The following is a 23,480-nucleotide window of genomic DNA, read 5'->3' as shown; positions in this document are numbered from 1 at the left end:
TATGCGCCGGTGGATGTATGTTAAGCGTTTTTGACGTGCAGTTTTTATTCACTTTGCAGAATACATAGGTATTACTTGGTCACAACACGCAGCCTCAACTGTGAGTAATTGAGGTGTTGAGAACGTCTTGCTCTAATCCATCAAAAGTAAATTTTATAAACAAAGTAACTCAAGATGAATTTTATTGAACGAGCTAATTCATTTTTACTAATAAAATTTATAATGAGTCATTTAAAAATAGCCATTTTTTATAACTTTTCTTATCTTTAAAAATCATCAAAGTCCTGTTTTATATATGCTAGCGGGCAATAGTTGTTTGGTTATTTTTTTAACATCAAAAATCACTCGTTACGAGTAAAAATACTTGTTGGACTTGAATCTCTATTTTTCTTTTAATGCGCGGCACTAGCCGAGCCGGCATTAATTAAATAAAAGAGAAAGATAAATGAAAGAGACAACATCACTAGAACAAGCTCGTACGAGCTACAATGTTCGTCATTGGAGCCAAGGTTTTTTTGGTATTAATGATCAAGGTGATGTGTATGTTGCACCCAAGGCTCATGCACCAGAGCAAACCATTGCATTAACAGATATCGCAAAGCAACTACAAGATAAAGGTTTAAGCTTACCTGCTTTAGTTCGTTTTCCGCAAATTTTACACCATCGTGTACACAGCTTATGCGGCGCATTTAATACTGCGATTGAAAACTATGGTTACCCTAAAGACTACCTATTAGTTTACCCAATAAAAGTAAACCAACAACGTGAAGTGGTTGAAGAAATAGTAGCAAGCCAAGCACAAGTAGAAAAAAAACAACTTGGTTTAGAAGCCGGCAGCAAGCCTGAATTACTAACGGTACTAGCACTGGCTGAAAAAACCAGCGCTGTTATTGTATGTAATGGCTACAAAGATAAAGAATACGTACGTTTAGCACTTATTGGCGAAAAGCTAGGTCATAAAGTGTATATCGTACTTGAAAAGCTTTCTGAGCTAGACATGGTCCTTAGCCAAGCAAAAGAGCTTAACGTAAAACCACGCATTGGTATTCGTGTACGTTTAGCGTCGCAAGGTAAAGGTAAGTGGCAAGCGAGTGGCGGAGAAAAATCAAAATTTGGTTTATCTGCATCGCAAGTTTTACATGTAGTTAATCGTTTAAAAGGCGCAAACCAGCTTGATTTATTGCAGCTTGTGCATTTTCACTTAGGGTCACAAATGGCGAACATTCGTGACGTACGTTTAGGTGTAAGCGAAGCTGCGCGTTTTTACTGTGAGCTACGTAAATTAGGCGCAGAAATTGATTGTCTTGATGTAGGCGGTGGTTTAGCTGTTGATTACGACGGCACGCGTAGTCAGTCGCATAACTCTATGAATTATAGTTTAGCTGAATATGCGAATAACATTGTGTACACCATTGGTGATACATGTAAGCAATATGAGCAACCAATGCCGACTATTATTTCTGAGTCGGGTCGTGCGCTTACGGCGCATCATGCTGTGCTTATTTCTAATGTTATTGGTACTGAAAGTTACACGCCAGAAGAGTTAGTAGCGCCAGCGGCAGATGCACCCCTGTTATTAAAAAACATGTGGGCATCGTTTGTACAGTTAACTGATTTAACGGATGACCGTGCATTAATTGAGATTTATCACGACAGCCAAGGTGATTTAGCTGAAGCGCATAACCAATTTGCACTCGGGTTATTAGACTTATCGCAACGTGCATGGGCTGAGCAAATTAATATTCGTATTTGTTATGAACTCAACAAGCACATGGATAATAAAAACCGTTTTCATCGTCCGATTATTGACGAGTTAAACGTACGTTTAGCCGATAAGTTTTTTGTAAACTTCTCGTTATTTCAATCCCTTCCAGATGCATGGGGCATTGATCAAGTGTTTCCGGTATTGCCATTAAGTGGCTTAACTGAAGCACCAAAAAAACGTGCCGTATTACTTGATATAACCTGTGATTCAGATGGCGCACTTGAGCATTACGTAGATGGACAGGGTATTGAAAGCACACTACCAGTGCCAGAGTTTAGTGCTGATAAACCTTATTTAATGGGCTTTTTCTTAGTGGGTGCTTATCAAGAAATTTTAGGTGATATGCATAACTTGTTTGGTGATACGCACAGCGCAATTGTTAATATGGATGAGCAAGGCGTTGCAAGTATTACCGAGATAAACCAAGGTGACACTGTTGCCGATATGATGCGCTATGTACATTTAGATGTTGAAAGTTTTCAGCAATCATACGAGCAGTTAGTAAGCACTAAAATTGAAAAACACGAACAGCAAAGCGTTTTAGACGAGTTGCAAAGCGGCCTTGATGGCTACACTTATTTAGAAGAGTTATAAGCAATGTCAACTTTGTTTGGTCACGCAGATCACTCATTGTACTCAAATGGGATGACGTTTTTACGTCGTCCTATGGTGCAAAACATTAATGCAATTGATGCAGACGTAGTGGTTTTAGGCTTACCATTTGATTTAGCGACCTCGGGCCGCCCTGGTGCGCGCTTAGGCCCTGATGCAATTCGTCGTGCATCGGTTCATTTAGCATGGGAAGACACTAAATACCCGTGGACGTTCCCGTTGTTTGAGCGCTTAAAAGTGGCAGACGCAGGGGACTTTACTTACCCTGTCGGGGATCCTGAGTATTTTACTGCGCAACTAGAAATGGCTGCTGATCAAATACTTCGCCAAGGTAAAACACTATTAGGTTTAGGGGGCGATCACTTTGTAACGCTTCCGCTATTACGTGCTCATGCAAAAATACATGGCAAAATGGCGTTAGTGCATTTTGATGCGCACACCGATACCTATAGCAATGGCTCGCGTTTTGATCACGGCACTATGTTTTATCATGCACCAATGGAAGGGCTGATTGATGTTGAGCACAGTATACAAATAGGTATCCGTACAGACTTTGATCAAAGTAAACATGAGTTTGCTGTGATTGATGCAATGCAAGCCAACGATTTACATGCTAATGATATTGCAGCGCAAATACTTGAGCGAGTAGGAGACCTACCTGTTTACTTAACGTTTGATATAGATTGTTTAGATCCTGCGTTTGCGCCTGGTACAGGCACTCCTGTGTGTGGTGGTTTAACGTCAGATAAAGTACTTAAAGTACTGCGTGCGCTAAAAGGCATAAACATGGTGGGTATGGATGTGGTAGAAGTATCACCTTCGTACGACCAAAGTGAGCTTACCGCAATTGCTGCAGCAACCATTGCGAGCGAATTACTGCATTTGTGGACGCATAAAAATAAGTACTAATTTTATAAATTTTGTACTACAAAAAAGGGTATGCATTTGCATACCCTTTTTTATTTAGAGGTATCGATTATTCAACTGCTCAATTTCTTTTAACCAAATAACGCTTAGCCCAATAAGCGGCAGGTTAGTAGTTACAGGGTTAAATGCTTCAATAAGCAATTGTGGCTGCATTACAACTACAGCAAGTAAAAGCCCCATAAGCGCCAATATATTTAAAGCTACCAAATGCTTATGTTTATAAAACACAAATAAACACAAGCCAAATATAATTTCGCCAACACCCGCCGAACGTGTAATTAAATCAGACACTTCGGCTGAAAAACCAGCACTGCCAGTCATTAATTTTTCAAGTGGTGCTACGTGATAAAGCTTTGGGAAAAAGCCGTGAATGATACTAACCCAAATAACTATTTGAACAATTTAACGATCTAAATCAATTACTAACGTCGTTAAAAAACTTTTATTTAGAACCACTAAACACAAAGTTTTTTGCCTAGTTACTAAATGATTTATTTAACGTTAAAATAGCCCCCATAGTTAATTGAATTAGTATATCCAACTTAAACTCACTATGTAGCGAGCAAGTTGAATATAACCGCGATTATTTCCTAGCATTGTCAATACGCTCTTGTGCACTTGGGTGGCTAGATAAGTACTCTAATAAGTCATTTACTTTTTCTAGGTGTTCGTTTTCGCTGGTATGGCTTTCTTGCAGCGCTTCTATTGCATCAGCAAAGTCATTACTCGAATACCCAAGCGATTCTAATTGGGTGAGTGCAAAGCTATCTGCCTCGCGTTCCATATCTCGTGAAAACCCTTGCTGAGCAAACGATGCACCCGTACCTAATGCAACCTCTGCAACTCCCTCTAAATCACCAAATACAACTGCTAGTACAATCGTACTTGCGGCAGATTGTGCTGTAATACGTACGCTATGCTGGTGGACTACATGGCCCATTTCGTGTAGCAATACCGCTTTTAGTGCGTTGGGTTTATCGGCAAGTAAATTTGCTAAATCATCGGTTACCACGATACGGCCATGGGGTAGTGCAAACGCGTTAGCACCAAAGCTGTCTGATTTATAAAACGATAACCTATAAACCGATTGATCAAGCGATAACGCATTAAGCATACTTGTAAAATGTGCTTGTACTTTAGTTTGCTGCTCTGCGGGCAGCTCACTTGGGTCAAGCGCAATCTTTTTAATTAGTGTAAAACTTTGCTCCCCCATCTGTTCCACAACATTACGTGGCAGGGTATCAACACTATAAACAGCAATGGCCGGTACCGCTTTATAAAGTACTAACCACATAAAAAGTGGTGTAAATATGACTGCGGCTAAAATTACCCATTTACTTTTTTCAAGGCGCTCCATTATGTGATGGTTATTTTCTTTAAATGGCCATCTGTAACTTACATCTTGAGGGATAAAACGACTGCCATCTTCAAAGTTTAATTCGTCGGCAAGTCCTGCCATCCCTGAACTTAATGTTAGACTTGAGATTACGTGGCGAGCGATAACGTGTTCATCGTTGATAACCTCAATGTGTGTGTCGCTAATAGTGGCAACACACACTTGATAGTTACTCGATGCGATGGGGAAAAAATGTCCCTTTACATGCATGGTGAGCTCTTAAGTTAGAGAAAGGTCAATATCAAATACGTTTGCAGCTTCTTCAGCAAATGATGATTGCTGTTCTTGCGCGGTATCGATTAGGTTTAATGCACCAGGATAAATAGTGACGTTAGTTACATCAGCGAGCATTTTTGATGTACGTACTTTTGTCCATGGGTATGCAAGCCCTAAAGAAAATACAATAGCCAACATATTAGTTAATAGTAAAACAGCGAAAGGAATTGGTTTTAGCTCTGATTTAAATGTAGCAACGCCTTCAAAATGGCTGTTATCAAAAATGTGATTTCTAATAGCGGCGTGCCATACAGCAGAAACAATGGCAATCATTAGCACATAGGCAATCATCATAAAGATAGGAAGCATAACCATCGCTGCAGAGTTTTCTAAATTTTGTTGGTTTTCAATATCTACTAAGTTGAGGCCAAATAATCCTAAAATCCCCATAAATACCACCATGGTGATAGAGCTCACTACAAAGCAAATAAGCGCTGTTAGGTAATAGGTTTCGCCTTTAAGATTTACAGTAAGTGGTTTATCGCCATAACTAATATTGCTATGGATATAACTATCAATACGTTTTATAACGTAAGGCATTAATAAATAAAGCGTAAATATGCTTGCAATAGGTAAAAGTATAAAGTTAACAAAGGCTTCGCCATAACTGCCTTTAAAAGCAAAGCGAACATTACGATGGCGGGTCATACGCAGATTAAAACGTAAACCTTGGTTAATAATCCATGGCATTAAAAAGATAAAACCAAGAGCAATAAATAGGCCTAAAATAGGCATAAAGCTAATTGAGAATGTGTAAATAAAAAATACAACAACCGCTAAAATCCGACCTTTTAAAATTTGTATTGGTGTTGCTAGGTAGTCAAAACTATGGCCATCTATACGGGTGTGGCCGTAAAAATAGCGATGCGTACGTACTTTAGCCCACGCCGAATATATGCCAAGCGTAATAACGCTAAGTAATATATTTACAATCCAAATTCCAAAAAACTCACCACCTTTACCACTAAATTGCACTTTTCCGCTAAAAATTGGTTCAGCAGGTTCATTTATTGGTGGGGTTGTTTTAGATGGGGTAGGGTGTATTGATTCCATTAAATTATATCCATGTTGTTTTTTTGTTAATTTACCCATTTTTAGTGCAAAATTCAATGTTTATAATTATCCAACCCTTCTGCAAACAGCTATAAATAGACGTTTTAAATATTGAGTTAAATACTCTAATACTTTTTTATAAATAAACCTCGCTGGTTTATTTATTTGGCTGGTAACTGGGGTCTTTAGCTTATTAATATGCGATTTAGCTACTATACATACTTAGTGCTGCTTAAATGTAATGGCATTAATTATGTATTAAGCACACCTGCGTACAATTAAGCTAATTGATTTATATGCCAAAATAATAGATTGTAAGAGTAGTGCGGATGTAAATTTATTTAGGTTTTACAGCTTTTATCACCGCTTTAAATAACATTAGGATATTTATTATGTTCCAAGCAGTCGTGTTAGGGGGATTAGAGTTTAGCCCGCTGATTGTTTACTTCCCAATAGCATTTATTTTAACGGCGTTGACTCGTTTTGTTTTGCATCGACTAGATTGGCATGACCGTATTTGGAAAGTGGCTTGGTTTGAAGTGTCATTATTTGTTTGTTACTTGGCACTCGCCGTCTATTTATACCAATCTGTTTAATTAATTGAGCTATTTTGAGGCAAGAAAACCGTGTCGATAACAAGGCAAAAATTTCGTTATTTAGTTGTTCTATATCAGAAATATTTAACGCAGTTAGCGTCAGGTTTAAGCCCTCAAATTACTCAAGTATTATTGCGGGTTGGTATTACTAAGTGGAAGATAAATTGAATGATTAAATATCTGCGTATTACTTTTACTATCTTGGTTGTTATAGCTGCGGTTTTTGCTGGGCGTTGGGTATGGACTGACTACATGCATACTCCTTGGACGCGTGATGGGCGTATTCGAGCCGATATTGTCACGGTTGTTCCAGACGTGTCGGGTTGGGTAACTGCTTTAAATATTAAAGATGGTCAAAACGTACAAAAAGGCGAAGTACTTTTTAATGTTGATAAAAAGCGTTATCAAGCAGCGCTTGATAAAAGTAAAGCAAACACAGAAAACGCATTGTATACATGGGAACTTGCTAAACATAAATACGAAAGACGTGTTGAGCTAAACACTCAACAGGCAATAAGTGAAGAAACTTTAGAATCAACACGTATCAATACTAAAATTGCTGAGGCAAATTATAACCTAGCCAAGACAGAGCAAACAATTGCGCAGTTAAATGTTGATAGAACTAAAATTGTTGCGCCTGCATCAGGGCAAATAATTAATTTGAATTTACGCCAAGGCAACTATGTAGCTCAAGGCACGCCTGTCTTTGCTATTGTTCAGTCAGATTCATTTTATGTAACGGGTTACTTTGAAGAGAGTAAAATACCGCTTATTTATCCTGATCAAAAAGCTAAAATAGCCCTTTTAAGTGGTGGTAAGCAATTAACAGGGCATGTAGTGAGTGTAGGTAAAGCCATTGCAAATACGAATACACAAAGTAACGGACAACTTTTACCGCAAGTGCAACAAACATTTAATTGGGTACGTTTATCGCAACGTATTCCTGTTGATATTAAGTTAGATTCATTGCCCGAAAATACACAGCTTAGCGCAGGAATGACCGCCACTATACATCTCGCTACACGTTAAGGGGAATACAGTGGGCGTAGTATTCCAAAATTTGTTTTTTCCTAAAAAACAGGCAATTATTTTTGCGACTAAGGGTGTTATAGCCATGGTGATGGCGCTGACTATTGCTATGTCGCTTAATCTTGAAAGGCCTTATTGGGCGCTAGTCTCGGCTATATTTTTGCAATTACGCCCGCAAAGCGGATTAGTTATTGAAAAAGCAATTTGCCAAATAATAGGCACCATAGTGGGTGGTTTATTTGGCATATTGCTTTTAACTCAGCTAATTCTTTACCCTTATTTAGCGCTCGGTGCACTGGCATTATGGTTGGGGGTAAACTCTGCGTTATCGGCAATGGTACGCCAAGCAAACTTTGTTTATGCGTTTGCTATGGCAGGTGTAACAGCCGCTATTATTGTACTTTTAGTCATGGTTACTCCGGCAATGGTGAGCAGCCAGAGTATATTTGATATTGCACAAGCGCGAGTAAGCGAAATAATAATAGGCTCTGTATGTGCTGGGCTTGTGAGTCATCTATTTTGGCCTGTAAAGGTTAAACATTTACTGCAAACACAAGCGCGGTCGGTTATAAATCAAACGTTACATTATTTAGTTATTGAGCTTGATTCTAAGGGCTCGCACGAAAACCGTCACCAGCAAATAGATGGCATTATGGCAACATTGGGATCAATAAACGAAGATTCCAGCGCAGTAAGGTACGAAGGACCAAAAGGTCCAGGGCGCTCGCGTGCTGCAAATCAGTTGTCGCAAAAAGTACTTTCTTTATTGGCCTTAATTCAAATAATTGGCCGCCTACAGCGAAACCACGAAGACCTTATTACACCTACTTTAGATAAATTAATAAGTAAACTTAAGCACGTATTTGCGCAAATTAAAGAGTCTGACGATTTTGATTACTGCGCTGAACAAGTTAAAACGCTGCGTAAAGAGCTAACCGACTATAGAGCAAATACGGTGTGTGATTCGCCATTTGAATCTCACATGCTCAATGTGAGCTTAGAAGTAGCAGCCGACTTAACAATTTTACTACGCGCATACAGAGCGTTAGAAGAGCGTGATAAAACATTATTAAATGCACCCAGTATGCTTACATATCGCGACCCATTAGCTGGCATAATTGTTGGATTTAGAACTGCTTTGGTGTTTTCTATCGGCGCATTTATTTGGATTAATACAGGCTCTTCTGCTGCATTATTAATTATGATTTTACCGGTCATATTTTCGATAATGTTGGCGAGAATACCGTTAGCTATTTTACAGGTGGTAATAAAGCGTTTATTGGTAGGCGTGGTGGTTGCTGCTATTGTAACTATTTTTTACGCACTCAATTTATTATCACAAAGTGGTGGGCAATTAGAAATATTGCTACTTGTATTAGCAGGGCCTTATTTTTTGGGTTTACTGCTGCTAGCTGATCAACAAACATTGCCATATGGCTTGGGGTTTTGTATCCCATTTACGATTTTGGTAAGACCCAGTACCGATATGAGCCTTGCGTTTTCAATCGATTACACACTTAGCTCTGCAATGGCAATTTTTGCGGGGGTGAGTATTTTATTTTGGATTTTTCAGTTATTCACAGGCCCGAGTGTGCAATTACTTGTTCATCGTGTTTTTAAGGCCACTTATAAAGATTTACTCGAAATAAATAACCATCCAACCCCAAGTATTTGGTATAACCGCCGCATGGCCGATAGGTTAATTCGCCTAACTAATTACGATCAAGGTTCACACTCACGCGTAATTACTGATCTTGCACTAACCGCTCTAAATTTAGGGCATGCGTCGGTTCGATTAAATTCAATTTGTGAAAATTTGGCTGGTAATACAAAGCTAAAGTATTTAAATGAGTGGCAGCGTACATTAGCCGATGCATTTATGTTGGCAACCAAGGGCAAATTTAATAATAAGTTTAAGCAAGCGTCAGATAATCTTTATGGGGAATTGGCTCAGACGGTGGACGATTCAAATCAATTAGAGGCAATAAAAGGCATGTTTATTCGCATTAATCTGACCTTTGAAAGAAGTGCGAGTAAGATAAATTAGCCCCATTCGCTGCTTTTCGAGTTCAGATGTTATAACGAAATCTGTTATACTTGCTGGATAATTTTATGGGGCTGTTATGATTTCAAAAAACCAACTCAAACTTATTCGCCAACTTGGCCAAAAAAAGTACCGAAAGCAATATAATCAATACCTTGTACAGGGTGAGAAAAACGTACTTGAGTTATTAAACAGCCCATTAAATGTGGTTAATATTTTTGCTACAAACGAATTTATAAATGCGTACCAAGGTAAGTATCAGCACGCTAATTTTATTGAAGCTGATGAAGAAGCCCTCACCAAAGCCAGCACGCTAGTTAGCAATAATGCAGCCATTGCTATTGTTGATATGCCAAAGGCAGCTTTACCACAAGCAAGTGGCTTAATACTCGCACTTGATGGCGTATCAGACCCTGGTAATTTAGGCACAATAATAAGAGTGGCAGACTGGTACGGTATTAAACATATAGTAACTAGCACCGACAGCGCAGACGCTTACAACCCAAAAACAATTAGCGCCACGATGGGCTCATTTGTAAGGGTATCGGTAAGCCAAGTAGATTTACCTGATTACCTACAGTCTTTAAATTTACCTGTTTACGGTGCTTTTTTAGATGGGCAAAGCGTGCATAAAACCCAATTTACGGGCTCAGGCGTTTTACTAATGGGCAGTGAGTCGCATGGAATACGCGAGACATGTGCAAAGTTAGTAACTAATAAAATCACCATCCCCGCTTTTGGTGGTGCAGAATCGCTTAATGTTGCAATGGCGACCGGTATTATTTTAGATAATTTTAAACGACAAGCTTAACAATTTAACTGTTAATGAGTTAAATTGTTTGTAATCAATAACAATAATAATCGGTAATAACAATAAGATGCGCTTAAGCACTATTAAATTAGCGGGCTTTAAATCGTTTGTAGAGCCCACTAAAATTCCATTTCCTGATCAAATGACGTGTGTTGTTGGCCCCAATGGCTGTGGCAAATCTAACGTTATTGATGCAGTACGATGGGTGCTAGGTGAAAGCTCTGCTAAAAACCTGCGTGGCGACGCCATGACCGACGTTATTTTTAATGGCTCAACTAATCGAAAAGCCATATCACAAGCCTCTGTAGAGCTTGTTTTTGATAACGATAAAGGAAGTCCTTCAAACACATTTGCCGATCGAAACCAAATTGCTATTAAGCGTTTAGTAACGCGCGACGGACAGTCACTGTATTTTTTAAATGGCAGTAAATGCCGTAAGCGTGATATTACCGATATATTTTTAGGCACCGGTCTTGGTCCACGTAGTTACGCAATTATTGAGCAAGGGATGATCTCGCGCTTAATAGAAAGTAAACCACAAGAGCTGCGCGTATTTTTAGAAGAAGCCGCTGGCGTTTCTAAATACAAAGAGCGCCGCCGCGAAACTCAAACTCGTATAAAGAGCACTCGCGAAAATCTTGAACGTTTGTTAGATGTGCGTAAAGAATTACAAAGCCAGCTCGATAAATTGGCTGTGCAGTCGGTTGATGCAAAAAAATACCGCGAATTAAAAGCACAAGAACGTACGCTAAAAGGCCAAATTGCCGTTTTAAAATGGCAAAAGTTACATCAGCAGCAACTTGAAAAAAGTGCCCAAATTAAAAAACTTAATGATCAAATTTTGTTTTTTAAAACCGCTAACTCAGGGCATGACGATGTACTTGCAAGCCTAGAGGGGCAAGTACAAGCCCAGCAAGATAAACTAAGCGATGCACAGCATCAGCAACATGTAATACACACCGAGCTTACTCGCGCTGAGCAACAACAAATCAATGTAAAGCAGCAAACCCAAACGCTTAAACAAAGTTTAATTAAATTACAGCAACGCCAAATTCAAAGTGCTGAGGTAAAATCGCAGCAGCAAATTGTGTGCGAGCAACTTAATGAAGCCCTGCAAGAGGCAAATGAAAACGCCTTAATATGTGAAGAGCAAGTTAGTGGGTTAACGCATGAACTTGAGGAATTATTAGCACTTAAGCAGCTCCACCATACTCATTGGCAAGCTTTGTGTGAGCATCAGCAACAGCTTAATAATAACGTGCAACTGCATAGTAGTCACATTAAACAAACTCAGCAGCAAATAGGCCACGTTAACGAGCAAATTGATCAGTTAACTGTTCAGCTTAGCGAGCTACAAAGTAGTGATGTAGAGCAGCAGTTAATACAGCAAACACAGCAAACACAAACATTAACTCAAGAACTTGCCGCTAAACAAACAGCACATACGAAGTGCACTGCTAAGCTTGAAATGCAAAATGAGCTTGTTAATAACTCACAAACACAATATTCGACGCTCACTCAAATAATAAACGAGTTAAAAGCCAGTATAACGGGGCTTAAAAGTACATTAGGGCTTGATGAGAAAAGTGAACGCACTAATGGTTTGTTTAATCAGCTAGGTGTTAAAGAAGGCTTCGAGCTTCTAATAGAGCAAGCACTTAAATCTTTAGAGCATTTAAATGTAAGTGAGCAGCAAGCTGATAACAGTGTGTGGCCAAATAGTGATAAAAGCATGCCAACAAATAGCTTAGCTACATATATAACAAGCGGTGTTTATCCAGAGCATTTAGCACGTATTGCTTATAGTGAAAGCGGTGATTTAGAAATACTAAAAGATAGTTTTTATACAGCCATTATGGATAAAAACGGTGCTTTATATGGTCGTAACTGGCATGTAAGTGCCGAATGTAATGCAGAAAACTCATTACTTTTAAAGCATAAGCAATTGCAAGATAAAGCTCAGCAGTTAATCAATGCCGAGGACGAGTTACAACAAGTAACACACACTCGTGACGAACATACAGCTGAGCAAATAAAATTAATTAACGAACAAAGCGAGCTAAAAGAAACCATACATGAGCTTGCGCAAAATATAGCGGTAGCCAGTACGCGCAGCGACATGCTTGTGCAGCAAGTAGCGCACTTTAAGTTACAACTAGAAAAGCTACAACAACAAAAACAGCAATTAACAAATCAGCTTTTACAATTAAATACCGTGCTTGATGAGCAAGTAGCGCAATTTGAAGTGTTAAATGAGCAGCAACTCAACTTAGCGGATGAAGTAGACGCTGCAAATAGTTTGCGCTCACAAAGTGATAAAAGTTATAGCGAAGCATTAAGCATGCTTGAGCAATATAAAACACAAGCGCATAAGGCAACGCTCTCAGAGCAAAAGGCACGCAGTGAATGGCAGTTAAGCCAAACCAAATTGAGCCATGCAGAGCAAGAGCACGTTAGTGCATCTGAAGGTGCGCAAGAACTACTTAGTGAAATAGAAGAGCTGCTAATACCAGAGCAAGAACTTAGCGATAAAATTACGCAGCTCTTAGCACAGCATCAAAAAGGTGAGCAGGCATTAGTATTGCTACAAAAAGAATTAGCTCAGGCGAAAGAGAGCTTAAACACTAAGCAAATAAGCCTTAAAAATTCACAAGGTGAGCTGGTGGGCTTGCAAGAGCAGCACCAAAAGCTAACAATTGAAGAACAAAGTTTAGTAATAAAAGCGCAAGTTGCGCTTGAGCCATTAGAAGAATTAAAACAAAGCTTAAAAGCAATACTTGATGAATTACCAGATTCATTAAATTTAAGTGCAGCACAAAATCAGTTAACCGGATTTACTAATCAGTTAGATAAATTAGGTGCAGTAAACTTAGCGGCAATAGAAGAGTTTGATTTAGCCAAGGCACGTAGTGATTATCTTGATAATCAATTAGATGATTTAACAAAAGCGTTAAGTACCCTTGAAGGTGCAATTCGTAAAATTGATAGTGAGACCAAAACACGCTTTAAAGCGACGTTCGATCAAGTTAACGAAGACTTTGCTGAGCTATTTCCTAAAGTTTTTGGTGGTGGCAGTGCGTATTTAGAATTAACCAGTGACGATTTACTCGAAAGTGGTGTTAGTATAATGGCACGACCACCGGGTAAGAAAAATTCAACAATTCATTTGTTAAGTGGTGGAGAAAAAGCGCTGACCGCATTATCATTAGTGTTTTCTATATTCAGGCTCAATCCAGCTCCTTTCTGTATGCTGGACGAAGTAGATGCACCACTAGATGATGCCAACGTTGTGCGTTTTTGCCGTTTGGTTGAAGAAATGTCACAATCAGTGCAGTTTATTTATATTAGTCATAATAAAATTGCGATGGAAATGGCAGGTAGATTAACAGGTGTTACTATGGCAGAACCTGGCGTATCGCGTATGGTTGCTGTAGATATAGAGCAAGCTGTGCAACTTGCACACGCATAAATTTTTATAACAAGTGTATTAGTTTTTCATTAATATACAGGTTTTAGGCATATCAAATAATAAAAGGTGAGGGGATGGCCGAACAATTAAGATGGGTTTTAATCGTTATCAGTGTAATTGTCATTGGTGGTTTATTAATACATGGATTGTGGTCAGTTAGAAAAAAAGACCGCCCAGAAGTATCGGATAATGAACGGGTTGAGCCATTACAACAAAGCACACCAGCTTCATCTAAACCGTTTCGTACTGAGGCTGAGCCAAAAGAGCCAATGCAAGACGAACGTGATGAGCCACAATTTGGCGAGCTTAACTTTGATGCAAATGAGCCGCAAATTGATACAAGCGTGCCAGAAACACCGATTGAAGACGACCTAGAGATAGTTGATGATCTTGAAACAAAAGATCAAAGTGCTGAAGAAGCGCCTGCTCAAATGTCTGACTTTGTTATTGTGCATATTCAAATGCCAGAAGAGCTTAGTATGCAGGGCAGTAAATTATTACCAGCAGTTAATACTTTAGGTTTTAAATATTCAGAGGAAGGTTTTTTTAATCGCCACTTAGATCCGGCTGGCCAAGGCCCTGTTTTATTTAGATTAGTAAATATGTATAACCCAGGTACGTTTGATATTGATAATATGGAACAATTTAGTACCGCTGGGGTAAGCTTATTTATGACGTTACCGTGCGACGGCGATGGTCTAGCGGCATTTAATATGTTGCACAGCGCAGCTAAAAAGTTAGCGGATGAATTTGGTGCACAAATTTTAGATGCTGAGCGAAATGAAATGACAGTAGAGCGCATCAGGCAATATGTTGAACAGGTTCGTTCTTTTTCAGCGTAAATAACGCATACATTATATTTTTATAAGCCACTGGACGGTGAATCGTCAAAGTGGCTTTTTTTATGTTTATTGAGGTTTAAATGTCTAGCAGCATTAGTGAGCAAGTTAATCATCTTCGTACTACATTAGAGCAACACAACTATAATTATTATGTGCTCGACACCCCCAGTATTCCTGATTCTGAATACGATAGGTTATTACGCGAATTAAGCGCACTAGAGATGCAGCACCCTGAATTTTTAACCGCCGACTCTCCGACACAAAAAGTAGGCGGTGCCGCACTGAGTAAATTTGAGCAAGTAGCGCACCAAGTACCCATGTTATCGCTTGATAACGCGTTTAGTGAAGAAGAATTCACTGCGTTTAATCGTCGTATAAAAGAGCGCTTAATGAGTACTGATGAGCTTACTTTTTGTTGTGAGCCAAAACTTGATGGATTAGCCGTATCAATTATTTATCGTGATGGTGTGCTTGTACAAGCGGCTACGCGAGGTGATGGTTTTACCGGTGAAAACATTACTCAAAATGTTAAAACCATTCGTAATGTACCGCTTAAGTTACGTGGTGATTACCCAAAAGAGCTTGAAGTGCGCGGCGAAGTATTTATGGACAGCGCTGGCTTTGATAAATTAAATACTGAAGCGCAAAAACGCGGTGAAAAAGTATTTGTTAACCCGCGTAATGCAGCCGCGGGGAGTTTGCGTCAACTCGATTCTAAAATTACAGCTAAACGCCCACTCATGTTTTATGCCTATAGTACCGGGCTTGTAGCTGATGGCAGTATTCCTGAGGATCACTATCAGCAATTAGAAAAGTTAACTGACTGGGGGTTGCCACTGTGCCCAGAAACAAAATTAGTTGAAGGTCCTAAAGCCGCGCTTGAGTACTACAGCGATATTTTAACGCGCCGTGGCGAGCTTAAATATGAAATTGATGGCGTAGTAATAAAAATAAACCAAAAGGCCTTACAAGAGCGTTTAGGCTTTGTGGCACGAGCTCCCCGCTGGGCTATTGCGTATAAATTTCCGGCGCAAGAGGAAATAACCCAACTACTTGATGTTGATTTTCAAGTCGGTCGTACTGGCGCCATTACACCGGTTGCACGTTTGAAGCCTGTTTTTGTGGGTGGCGTTACCGTATCAAATGCAACGCTTCATAACAGTGATGAAGTTGCACGTTTAGGCGTAAAAGTAGGTGATACAGTTATTATTCGCCGTGCTGGAGATGTAATCCCACAAATAACGCAAGTTGTACTTGAGCGCCGCCCTGATGATGCCAGAGATATCGAATTTCCAGTAACTTGTCCTATTTGTGACTCTCATGTTGAAAAGGTTGAAGGCGAAGCTGTCGCTCGTTGTACGGGTGGGCTTGTATGTCCTGCACAACGCAAACAAGCAATTAAACACTTTGCGTCACGCAAAGCGCTGGATATAGACGGCCTTGGCGATAAAATTGTTGATCAGCTGGTAGACAGAGAGCTTATAAAAACACCCGCTGATTTGTTTGTTTTAAAACAAGGACATTTTGAGTCACTTGAACGAATGGGACCTAAGTCAGCCAAAAATTTAGTAACAGCCCTTGAAGAGGCGAAAGGCACTACGCTTGCTAAGTTTTTATATTCATTAGGTATTCGCGAAGCAGGTGAGGCAACAGCACAAAATTTAGCTAATCACTTCCTTACCCTTGAAAATATAATAAATGCCAGCATTGATAGTTTAACGCAGGTAAGTGATGTAGGCGAAATAGTTGCAACGCATGTTCGTGGCTTTTTTGATGAAGAGCATAATTTAGCAGTTGTTAATGCGCTTATAGAGCAAGGCGTAAACTGGCCAGCGTTGAGTGCGCCTTCTGAAGAAGAGCAACCACTCGCAGGACTTACATATGTACTTACCGGCACGCTTAATACACTTAACCGCAATGATGCTAAAGCTCGCTTGCAGCAATTAGGTGCTAAAGTATCTGGTAGCGTATCAGCGAAAACTGATGCGTTAGTCGCAGGTGAAAAAGCAGGTTCAAAACTAACTAAAGCGCAAGATTTAGGTATCGACATACTCACGGAAGATGAATTAATTGAGCTGCTTAAAAAGCATAATGGCTAGGACGCAACAATGAGCCGATATGGGCCAGAATACTGGGATAAGTACGGAAGTTACCGTACACCTATAGCATTTCATTTAAGTTTGCTTGTGCTTTTACGTGGCTATTTTATTTGGGTGATTGCGGCTTTAAGCCGCAGGCCTGAACTGGATTTAATGTCGTTATTTTTTAAAAATAAAAATGATTTTTTTATCGCAATAGCAATTGGAAGTATTGCAATAATACCGACTATTTTATTTTGTTTACGCAGACCACGAGATTCACACAGTGCGAGCGATAAGTTAGCAAAAATATGGCGGCATATGCGCTGGCCCCTTATTGTATGTGCTGTTGTTGATTTAACATGGTTAAGTATTCAAGCCGCGCATAGCCATTATCGATTTTCATCATTTTTAGCAGTACAAATGATGATTGTTTTATGGGTATTGTGGTATTTGGTGAAAAGCCGTTATTTAACCGTTTTTTTTAATGATTGGCCTGAGCCGACAGAAAAAGCATCAGAAGAAAAAAAGCGACTTAAAAGGGATTAGTTGTGGACGCTGTAAATAAAAAAATAGCGATAGCTATATCGTTAATAGGGTTAGTGCTTATTATTTTAATGATTAGCACTGAGCTTTTAGAGTCTATGTGGTTTAAAGCGCTATTTGGGTTGTGGGTATTTGTTTTTTGCTCAAGCGTTTATAGGCTAACGCCCTTATTTAAATCAAGAAATAGGCTAGAGGATTTTATTCAGCGAGATGCCCAACATTTACTACTTTTTAGTTTGATGGGATTTTTTGATAAAAAGCATGGTCCAAATTGGTTAGTTATTGAGAGTATTGAACGCATAACAACAAAGGATGATGAGCTAATTATTTACAGTAATAACGAGCGCCAAATGAGTGTTAGTTTACCTGTAAAAAAAGCAGAGCTAGATAGTTTTATTAAACGAATACTTACCGACTCAGAAAAACAAAATATTACCTTTAGCTGAGGAGATTACCTTTAAAATTGAACGAGTTTTAGTTTTAAACGCTCAACACTCTTTAGCTGATCTCTAGTGTATTAAATAACGTAATAATTAACCGTACTTCTTATAAATTTATTAAGTACGGTTAATCAACTATTCAATGAGGCTATTATGTTGAAGTGGAATGATGTTATTAACTTTGCCACCAACGGCAATCCTACCCCAAGTAAAAAAGTAGTCAAAACTGACGAGCAGTGGCGGATGCAACTATCAGAAGATGAATATTACGTAACACGTAAGAAGGGAACAGAGCGCCCAGATAGCTCGGGTAGTTGTACATTACTCGAACCTGGCAAGTATGTGTGTATTTGCTGTGATAACCTATTGTTTGATGCCGATGAAAAGTTTGATAGTGGCACTGGTTGGCCGTCATTTACGCAACCTGCAACAATTGAAGCGATTGGTTATGTAAACGATACAAGTCATGGTATGGAGCGCATAGAGGTGGTTTGTAACGTATGCGATTCGCACTTAGGCCATATTTTTCCAGATGGCCCATTACCAACAGGTTTACGTTATTGCGTTAATGCCGCAGCAATGAAAAAGATCTAATATTTTATTTACTAGCGCTTTGAATATCTAAATTCATTTCTTTTGCTATATGTAAAATCTTATCTAAACGCTGCGTCTGATCTGCTTGTAATTTAGTTTTATCAAGAAGGGCGTAGCATCTTCTAGCAAGATCCATATTAAATGAGCTGCCAGATTGCTTGGTTGAATCAAATAGGCACTGTAATAAATTAAGTGCAATACTCTGATTGCGAGGCATTACTCTAAATGCTTGCGTAAAAGCTTCCAGCGCAGTATTTAACTGCCCTTTATTAAATTGATTAACGGCATGGTTATTAAGCTCTTTTGGACCCATTTTAATATCGCGTCGCTCACTTTGTTGCTGCTGAATATAACGCAAGTAAGTTGTGTCGCTAACTGCAGGGTGTCTTTCACAGTGGCTAATTATTTGTGTGAATAAGGTTTGCGCCTTCTGATGAAACCCCAGTTCATGAAATGCTTTTGCTTTATCAAGTGCTCCATCAACCGATCGGATATGAGTATCGTCGTCATCAAGCTGCTCAATTAGCTTTTTCGCTTTTTGATGCTCGTCTTTTAAGTAATGAAGTCGTGCATTAAGTACATCAATTTGAGCTTGATTTGCATTATTAGGAAACTGTTTTTTTAAATCATTAATGTACTGATTTGTTTGTCTAGAAATTCGTTGAATTTGATCAGTTTGATCAGTCGTTAACGCAAAGTCGATACCGGCACGTGCTGCATTTAAATATACATCGGGGTGGTCGTGTATTGAGTGCTTTGCAAAGGTGGCTATATCTTTTTGAGTTAAATAGCTTTTTTCGTAGTCGTGATTAATTAGCGACACATTACTTAACGATTTTTGGCGTGTGATGTTTCGCGGTGCAATGTCTGCTGCTTGACTTAAAAAGCTTTGTGCTAGTTCAAACTGATTTAGCTTTATTTCTAATCTGCCCAACAAATCAAGGGCTACTAAACGAGTTTCTTGGCGCTCTAACATTGTCTTGAGCATTCGCTGCGCCAAAATATGTTCGTTATTCGCTATAAGTGCCTCTACTAAACCTACTTTTGCCCAAGCAAATTTTTGAATATCGAGAACAGACTTAAAAAAGTCTTTTGCATCTTGAGCACGCTTTAAGCGAAGTAGGGCATCGCCTTTTAAGCGAAGTAGGATAGGACTGTAATTATTATTTTTTTTATCCAGAGCGGTATCAATAAATTTAATAGCTTTTGAATCGTTACCATCATCAATTAATGAATACACTGTTTGTAAGTCGTGTTTACGCTTTAAGATTCGTTCAATGCGTGTTTTAAGCTCTTGTACTGTAAAAGGCTTAACTAAAAAGTCATCTGGCTGCAGCTCAAGAACACTATGAACGAGTGAGCCACTTGTTTCTGCTGAGATAAAAATAAAGCCAGTCGAACTTTTTATGAGCTGCTTTACACGTAGCTCTTCATAAAGCTGGTAGCCATCTTGGTGTTTGTTTAAGTTGAATGAGCAAACTATTAGATCAAATTCTTCACTTAAACACTGCTCTTTTGCAGAGTTTGCATGATCAGCAAAGCGCAACTGCCGAAAGCCAAGCCTTTCTAACGATTGTTTCATATAGCTTTGAGCAAGTGGCTGCTCCTCTACTATAAGTATTTTGGCTTTTGAATAGATCTTAGTTGGCATTGGCTTAAGTGTAATTGTATTTAACACAGACTATAATCAACAGTTTAACTCCTTACAAGGGAATTTAAATGATAGCTGTATTTATTAGGTACTTAACTTTGTCTAATACGTTTATCTAACTTCGAAAGTACTGAGCCGAATAGCATAATTAAAAACTAAATAAGTAAAATGGAAACGCTATATTTGATGAGTGCTTTGATATGGTAATTTAGATTTTAATAAAAATATGAAATATATTTAAGGTAAAAAGAGGAGTTAAACGTATTTAATATGGGAAAAAGTTATTACTAGAGAAATTGTTTAATGGTATTTATATGTGGTGGGTGATTACTTGGCTTGATACCAGTGACCCTCGCCATTATTTGTAAAGGGTGGTGATGCTCTTTTTCTTACGACTAAGTTAATTACATACGATTTTTATATTGAGTTTTTATAAAGTTCTTAAATATATTTAATATGAAAAGAAAGAGTTATTACTAGAGAAGTTATCTGATGGTATTTATATGTGGTGGGTGATACTGGACTTGAACCAGTGACCCTCGCCTTGTAAGGGCGATGCTCTCCCAACTGAGCTAATCACCCACATATAATAGGTATGCCTGTTATTTAATTCTTTATTATCAATTAACCGCTTGATGTAATTTGGTGGGTGATACTGGACTTGAACCAGTGACCCTCGCCTTGTAAGGGCGATGCTCTCCCAACTGAGCTAATCACCCAAATTACATTTTAATATGCACCATTCTAGGAATGGTGGGTCGTACTGGACTTGAACCAGTGACCCTCGCCTTGTAAGGGCGATGCTCTCCCAACTGAGCTAACGACCCATATTAAATTTTAAAACGCGACTATTGATATAATAATAGGTTTATATGTGGTGGGTGATACTGGACTTGAACCAGTGACCCTCGCCTTGTAAGGGCGATGCTCTCCCAACTGAGCTAATCACCCACATATAAATTAAAACGCTACTATTAAAATAAATAGTACTGGACTTTAACCAGTGAACCTCGCCGTTACTTGTAAATAGCGGTGATACTCTCTTTTTTCTAACTGAGCTAACGACCCATTTAGATTTTTTTGTAATATGCACCATTTAAAAAATGGTGGGTCGTACTGGACTTGAACCAGTGACCCTCGCCTTGTAAGGGCGATGCTCTCCCAACTGAGCTAACGACCCATATTACAATTTTAAAACACGACTATTAATATAATAATAGGTTTTATATGTGGTGGGTGATACTGGACTTGAACCAGTGACCCTCGCCTTGTAAGGGCGATGCTCTCCCAACTGAGCTAATCACCCACATATAATTTAAAACGCTACTATTAAATAAATAGTACTGGACTTTAACCAGTGAACTTTGCCGTTACTTGTTAGTAGCGGTAATGCTCTCTATTTTCTAACTGAGCTTATGACCCATATAGAATTTAGATGTGAACACTTTAACTAAAAAGTGGTGGGTGATACTGGACTTGAACCAGTGACCCTCGCCTTGTAAGGGCGATGCTCTCCCAACTGAGCTAATCACCCACATCTAAACAACATTGCATTGCTGCGTTGTTGTGGGGCGCTATTATAGATAGAGTTGGAAATGTGTCAACACTTGAATGATAAAAATGTGCTGAATGAAGGTTTTATAAACAATAGGATATGGTTGAAGTCTATTTTATCATCAAATTTGATATTGCAGTTCAATTAAGCACCTAAAAGTGAGTAGGGAATTGTATTTTATTAACCTTAAATTTAGTTTTACGATACTCATTGTTTTTTTACTGGAGTCGTTTTTATGATTATGAGCAAGATCGATTAATATTAGGGCGAGTTATTTAGTGAATAGAGCGGTCCTTTAAAAATGAATTTAATCTAAACTTCCCAAAATAAATGCTATTTCAGCATTCTAAACTCTATTTTTGTACTTACTTTATTTTTATTAAGCCAACCTAGCCATCTCGTAAATACGTATTCCTCGCTACTAGCTTCGGGTTAAGACTAAATAGATCACATATAACTAGGGCGTGTTGACCTTTGTGGATTCAAATTTGTTCAATCTAGGGACGATTAAATCGCGGCGCGAGGTTTGTAACCTAGTGGGCCAAGTAAAAGCCGAGCAAAGCTTCCGCTTCACCCACCAAAGATCAACGCGCCTTGAAGTTTTATACATAGAATTACGAAGCAACAGTGCTCTTTTAAAAATGCTCTTCAAACAATAATCGAATTTTTTAGTACGAGTTACGCTGGTTATTAAGCAAGTAAAGGCTGCGGGTACTCTCAAACCCACATTTAAGTTTTGGTTATTATAAGCAATTGTAACTTTTAAAAGATTAAGGCGATTGGCGGGGCCTTAATTGGTAGTTTATAGATAAGTTTAATTTGCATATAAATGTATACCTTTGCTTTGATGCAATTTTGTTTCATTAAATGGGGGAGTGGGGGCTATTGAGTATTCGCTGCAATATAGTGATGTTATTATAAGCAGTAGGGCTTGAATCTTATTCAAATTGTATTTTTTAGCACGCTTGATAGCCAGTTTGTTGAAAATTAAACCATTTAAATAAAGCTAGGTAAAAAACTGTTGACTTTATTTTGGGTGGTGCATAGAATGCGCCCCGCACTAAGCGATACACGATGTGTTTATCACGGTGGGTATTGATTAAGTTGGGGCCATAGCTCAGCTGGGAGAGCGCTTCGCTGGCAGTGAAGAGGTCTGCGGTTCGATCCCGCATGGCTCCACCAAAAATTAGTGTTTTGTCCTAGGGTAGCAGTTTTCTGTGTCCCCATCGTCTAGAGGCCTAGGACACCGCCCTTTCACGGCGGTAACAGGGGTTCGAATCCCCTTGGGGACGCCACTTAACTTTTATTAGTTAAAGGCGGTTTTACCGAGAAAATAGCGTCACAATTAAAGCTCGAGTCTTTACTTGTATTAAACGCATTTACCTTAAAGCTCATGATGTGAGTTAAACTTATCAACTGTCCTAGTGACACATTTATGTGTCCCCATCGTCTAGAGGCCTAGGACACCGCCCTTTCACGGCGGTAACAGGGGTTCGAATCCCCTTGGGGACGCCACTTACTTATTTTTAATAGGGAAGTGTAGTGTTATTAAGAAAGCTCGTCTGAAACGAGTCTAAAAATTCAGTTGTCCTAGTGACACATTTATGTGTCCCCATCGTCTAGAGGCCTAGGACACCGCCCTTTCACGGCGGTAACAGGGGTTCGAATCCCCTTGGGGACGCCACTTACTTATTTTAATAGGGAAGTGTAGTGTTATTAAGAAAGCTCGCCTGAAACGAGTCTAAAAATTCAGTTGTCCTAGTGACACATTTATGTGTCCCCATCGTCTAGAGGCC

General features: G+C 39.0%; 16 protein-coding genes and 11 tRNA genes. 16 read left to right on the top strand and 11 right to left on the bottom strand.

The annotated features are described in order from the left end of the window. Positions 1 to 445 precede the first annotated feature (445 nt). Positions 446 to 2,359 (top strand): biosynthetic arginine decarboxylase, encoded by a 1,914-nt coding sequence (gene speA / locus H5116_RS04465; protein WP_002958572.1) that lies wholly within the window; start codon positions 446 to 448, stop codon positions 2,357 to 2,359. Between the two features lie 3 nt (positions 2,360 to 2,362). After that, positions 2,363 to 3,286 (top strand): agmatinase, encoded by a 924-nt coding sequence (gene speB, locus H5116_RS04460; protein WP_024597470.1) that lies wholly within the window; start codon positions 2,363 to 2,365, stop codon positions 3,284 to 3,286. 54 nt (positions 3,287 to 3,340) lie between these two features. Here speB and H5116_RS04455 read toward each other — a convergent pair whose 3' ends face one another. The 3 genes from H5116_RS04455 to H5116_RS04445 all read right to left on the bottom strand — a co-directional run bounded on the left by H5116_RS04455 (position 3,341) and on the right by H5116_RS04445 (position 6,029). Beyond that, positions 3,341 to 3,706, bottom strand: coding sequence for a DoxX-like family protein (locus H5116_RS04455; RefSeq protein ID WP_029752867.1), 366 nt, complete (start codon positions 3,704 to 3,706; stop codon positions 3,341 to 3,343). 181 nt (positions 3,707 to 3,887) lie between these two features. Continuing rightward, complete coding sequence (locus H5116_RS04450; protein ID WP_182695307.1) at positions 3,888 to 4,910, bottom strand: M48 family metallopeptidase; 1,023 nt, start codon at positions 4,908 to 4,910, stop codon at positions 3,888 to 3,890. A 9-nt stretch (positions 4,911 to 4,919) separates the two neighbouring features. Next, the gene (locus H5116_RS04445; protein ID WP_182715640.1) at positions 4,920 to 6,029 is read right to left on the bottom strand and encodes a YjgN family protein; all 1,110 of its coding nucleotides are present in this window, start codon (positions 6,027 to 6,029) and stop codon (positions 4,920 to 4,922) included. A gap of 392 nt (positions 6,030 to 6,421) precedes the next feature. Between H5116_RS04445 and H5116_RS04440 the strand changes: the two genes are divergently transcribed. The 10 genes from H5116_RS04440 to msrB all read left to right on the top strand — a co-directional run bounded on the left by H5116_RS04440 (position 6,422) and on the right by msrB (position 18,478). Next, positions 6,422 to 6,625, top strand: coding sequence for a DUF1656 domain-containing protein (locus H5116_RS04440; RefSeq protein ID WP_002958577.1), 204 nt, complete (start codon positions 6,422 to 6,424; stop codon positions 6,623 to 6,625). Between the two features lie 168 nt (positions 6,626 to 6,793). Next, positions 6,794 to 7,654, top strand: coding sequence for an HlyD family secretion protein (locus tag H5116_RS04435; protein ID WP_182715639.1), 861 nt, complete (start codon positions 6,794 to 6,796; stop codon positions 7,652 to 7,654). Between the two features lie 10 nt (positions 7,655 to 7,664). Beyond that, the gene (locus tag H5116_RS04430) at positions 7,665 to 9,701 is read left to right on the top strand and encodes an FUSC family protein (protein WP_182692630.1); all 2,037 of its coding nucleotides are present in this window, start codon (positions 7,665 to 7,667) and stop codon (positions 9,699 to 9,701) included. Positions 9,702 to 9,777: 76 nt separating this feature from the next. Then, the gene (locus tag H5116_RS04425; protein WP_182715638.1) at positions 9,778 to 10,509 is read left to right on the top strand and encodes an RNA methyltransferase; all 732 of its coding nucleotides are present in this window, start codon (positions 9,778 to 9,780) and stop codon (positions 10,507 to 10,509) included. Between the two features lie 67 nt (positions 10,510 to 10,576). Then, entirely contained in the window at positions 10,577 to 13,978 is a 3,402-nt protein-coding gene (locus H5116_RS04420) for a chromosome segregation SMC family protein (RefSeq protein ID WP_182715637.1), read from the top strand. Positions 13,979 to 14,052: 74 nt separating this feature from the next. After that, positions 14,053 to 14,820 carry a cell division protein ZipA gene (gene zipA, locus H5116_RS04415; RefSeq protein WP_149594589.1) on the top strand — a complete coding sequence of 256 codons (768 nt, stop codon included), beginning with the start codon at positions 14,053 to 14,055 and terminating at the stop codon, positions 14,818 to 14,820. A gap of 80 nt (positions 14,821 to 14,900) precedes the next feature. Then, positions 14,901 to 16,919 (top strand): NAD-dependent DNA ligase LigA, encoded by a 2,019-nt coding sequence (ligA, locus tag H5116_RS04410; protein WP_024605438.1) that lies wholly within the window; start codon positions 14,901 to 14,903, stop codon positions 16,917 to 16,919. A 9-nt stretch (positions 16,920 to 16,928) separates the two neighbouring features. Next, positions 16,929 to 17,447 (top strand): DUF2919 domain-containing protein, encoded by a 519-nt coding sequence (locus tag H5116_RS04405; RefSeq protein ID WP_024605439.1) that lies wholly within the window; start codon positions 16,929 to 16,931, stop codon positions 17,445 to 17,447. Between the two features lie 2 nt (positions 17,448 to 17,449). Further along, positions 17,450 to 17,890: a hypothetical protein gene (locus H5116_RS04400; protein WP_138489371.1), complete on the top strand. Its 441-nt coding sequence runs from the start codon at positions 17,450 to 17,452 to the stop codon at positions 17,888 to 17,890. A 147-nt stretch (positions 17,891 to 18,037) separates the two neighbouring features. After that, positions 18,038 to 18,478, top strand: coding sequence for a peptide-methionine (R)-S-oxide reductase MsrB (gene msrB / locus H5116_RS04395; RefSeq protein ID WP_024605441.1), 441 nt, complete (start codon positions 18,038 to 18,040; stop codon positions 18,476 to 18,478). Positions 18,479 to 18,482: 4 nt separating this feature from the next. On the opposite strand, the gene H5116_RS04390 is transcribed toward msrB, so the two are convergent. From H5116_RS04390 to H5116_RS04355, 8 genes are all read right to left on the bottom strand, one after another. Beyond that, entirely contained in the window at positions 18,483 to 20,129 is a 1,647-nt protein-coding gene (locus H5116_RS04390) for a tetratricopeptide repeat-containing response regulator (RefSeq protein ID WP_033020645.1), read from the bottom strand. Positions 20,130 to 20,635: 506 nt separating this feature from the next. Further along, positions 20,636 to 20,711, bottom strand: a tRNA-Val gene (locus H5116_RS04385). A 61-nt stretch (positions 20,712 to 20,772) separates the two neighbouring features. Further along, positions 20,773 to 20,848: transfer RNA gene (locus H5116_RS04380), tRNA-Val, on the bottom strand. 32 nt (positions 20,849 to 20,880) lie between these two features. Beyond that, positions 20,881 to 20,956: transfer RNA gene (locus tag H5116_RS04375), tRNA-Val, on the bottom strand. 48 nt (positions 20,957 to 21,004) lie between these two features. After that, positions 21,005 to 21,080 (bottom strand) — tRNA-Val (locus H5116_RS04370). 153 nt (positions 21,081 to 21,233) lie between these two features. After that, positions 21,234 to 21,309, bottom strand: a tRNA-Val gene (locus H5116_RS04365). A 50-nt stretch (positions 21,310 to 21,359) separates the two neighbouring features. Continuing rightward, a tRNA-Val gene (locus H5116_RS04360) sits at positions 21,360 to 21,435 on the bottom strand. A 152-nt stretch (positions 21,436 to 21,587) separates the two neighbouring features. Continuing rightward, a tRNA-Val gene (locus H5116_RS04355) sits at positions 21,588 to 21,663 on the bottom strand. Positions 21,664 to 22,790: 1,127 nt separating this feature from the next. On the opposite strand from H5116_RS04355, the gene H5116_RS04350 reads away from it, so the two are divergent. From H5116_RS04350 to H5116_RS04335, 4 genes are all read left to right on the top strand, one after another. Further along, positions 22,791 to 22,866, top strand: a tRNA-Ala gene (locus H5116_RS04350). Between the two features lie 37 nt (positions 22,867 to 22,903). Further along, positions 22,904 to 22,979, top strand: a tRNA-Glu gene (locus H5116_RS04345). 144 nt (positions 22,980 to 23,123) lie between these two features. After that, positions 23,124 to 23,199 (top strand) — tRNA-Glu (locus tag H5116_RS04340). Between the two features lie 93 nt (positions 23,200 to 23,292). Beyond that, positions 23,293 to 23,368, top strand: a tRNA-Glu gene (locus H5116_RS04335). Positions 23,369 to 23,480 lie beyond the last annotated feature (112 nt).

The organism is Pseudoalteromonas sp. SG45-2 (genome assembly GCF_014164115.1).
GTDB lineage: Bacteria > Pseudomonadota > Gammaproteobacteria > Enterobacterales > Alteromonadaceae > Pseudoalteromonas > Pseudoalteromonas distincta.
This window is presented reverse-complemented; position numbering and strand designations above follow the sequence as displayed.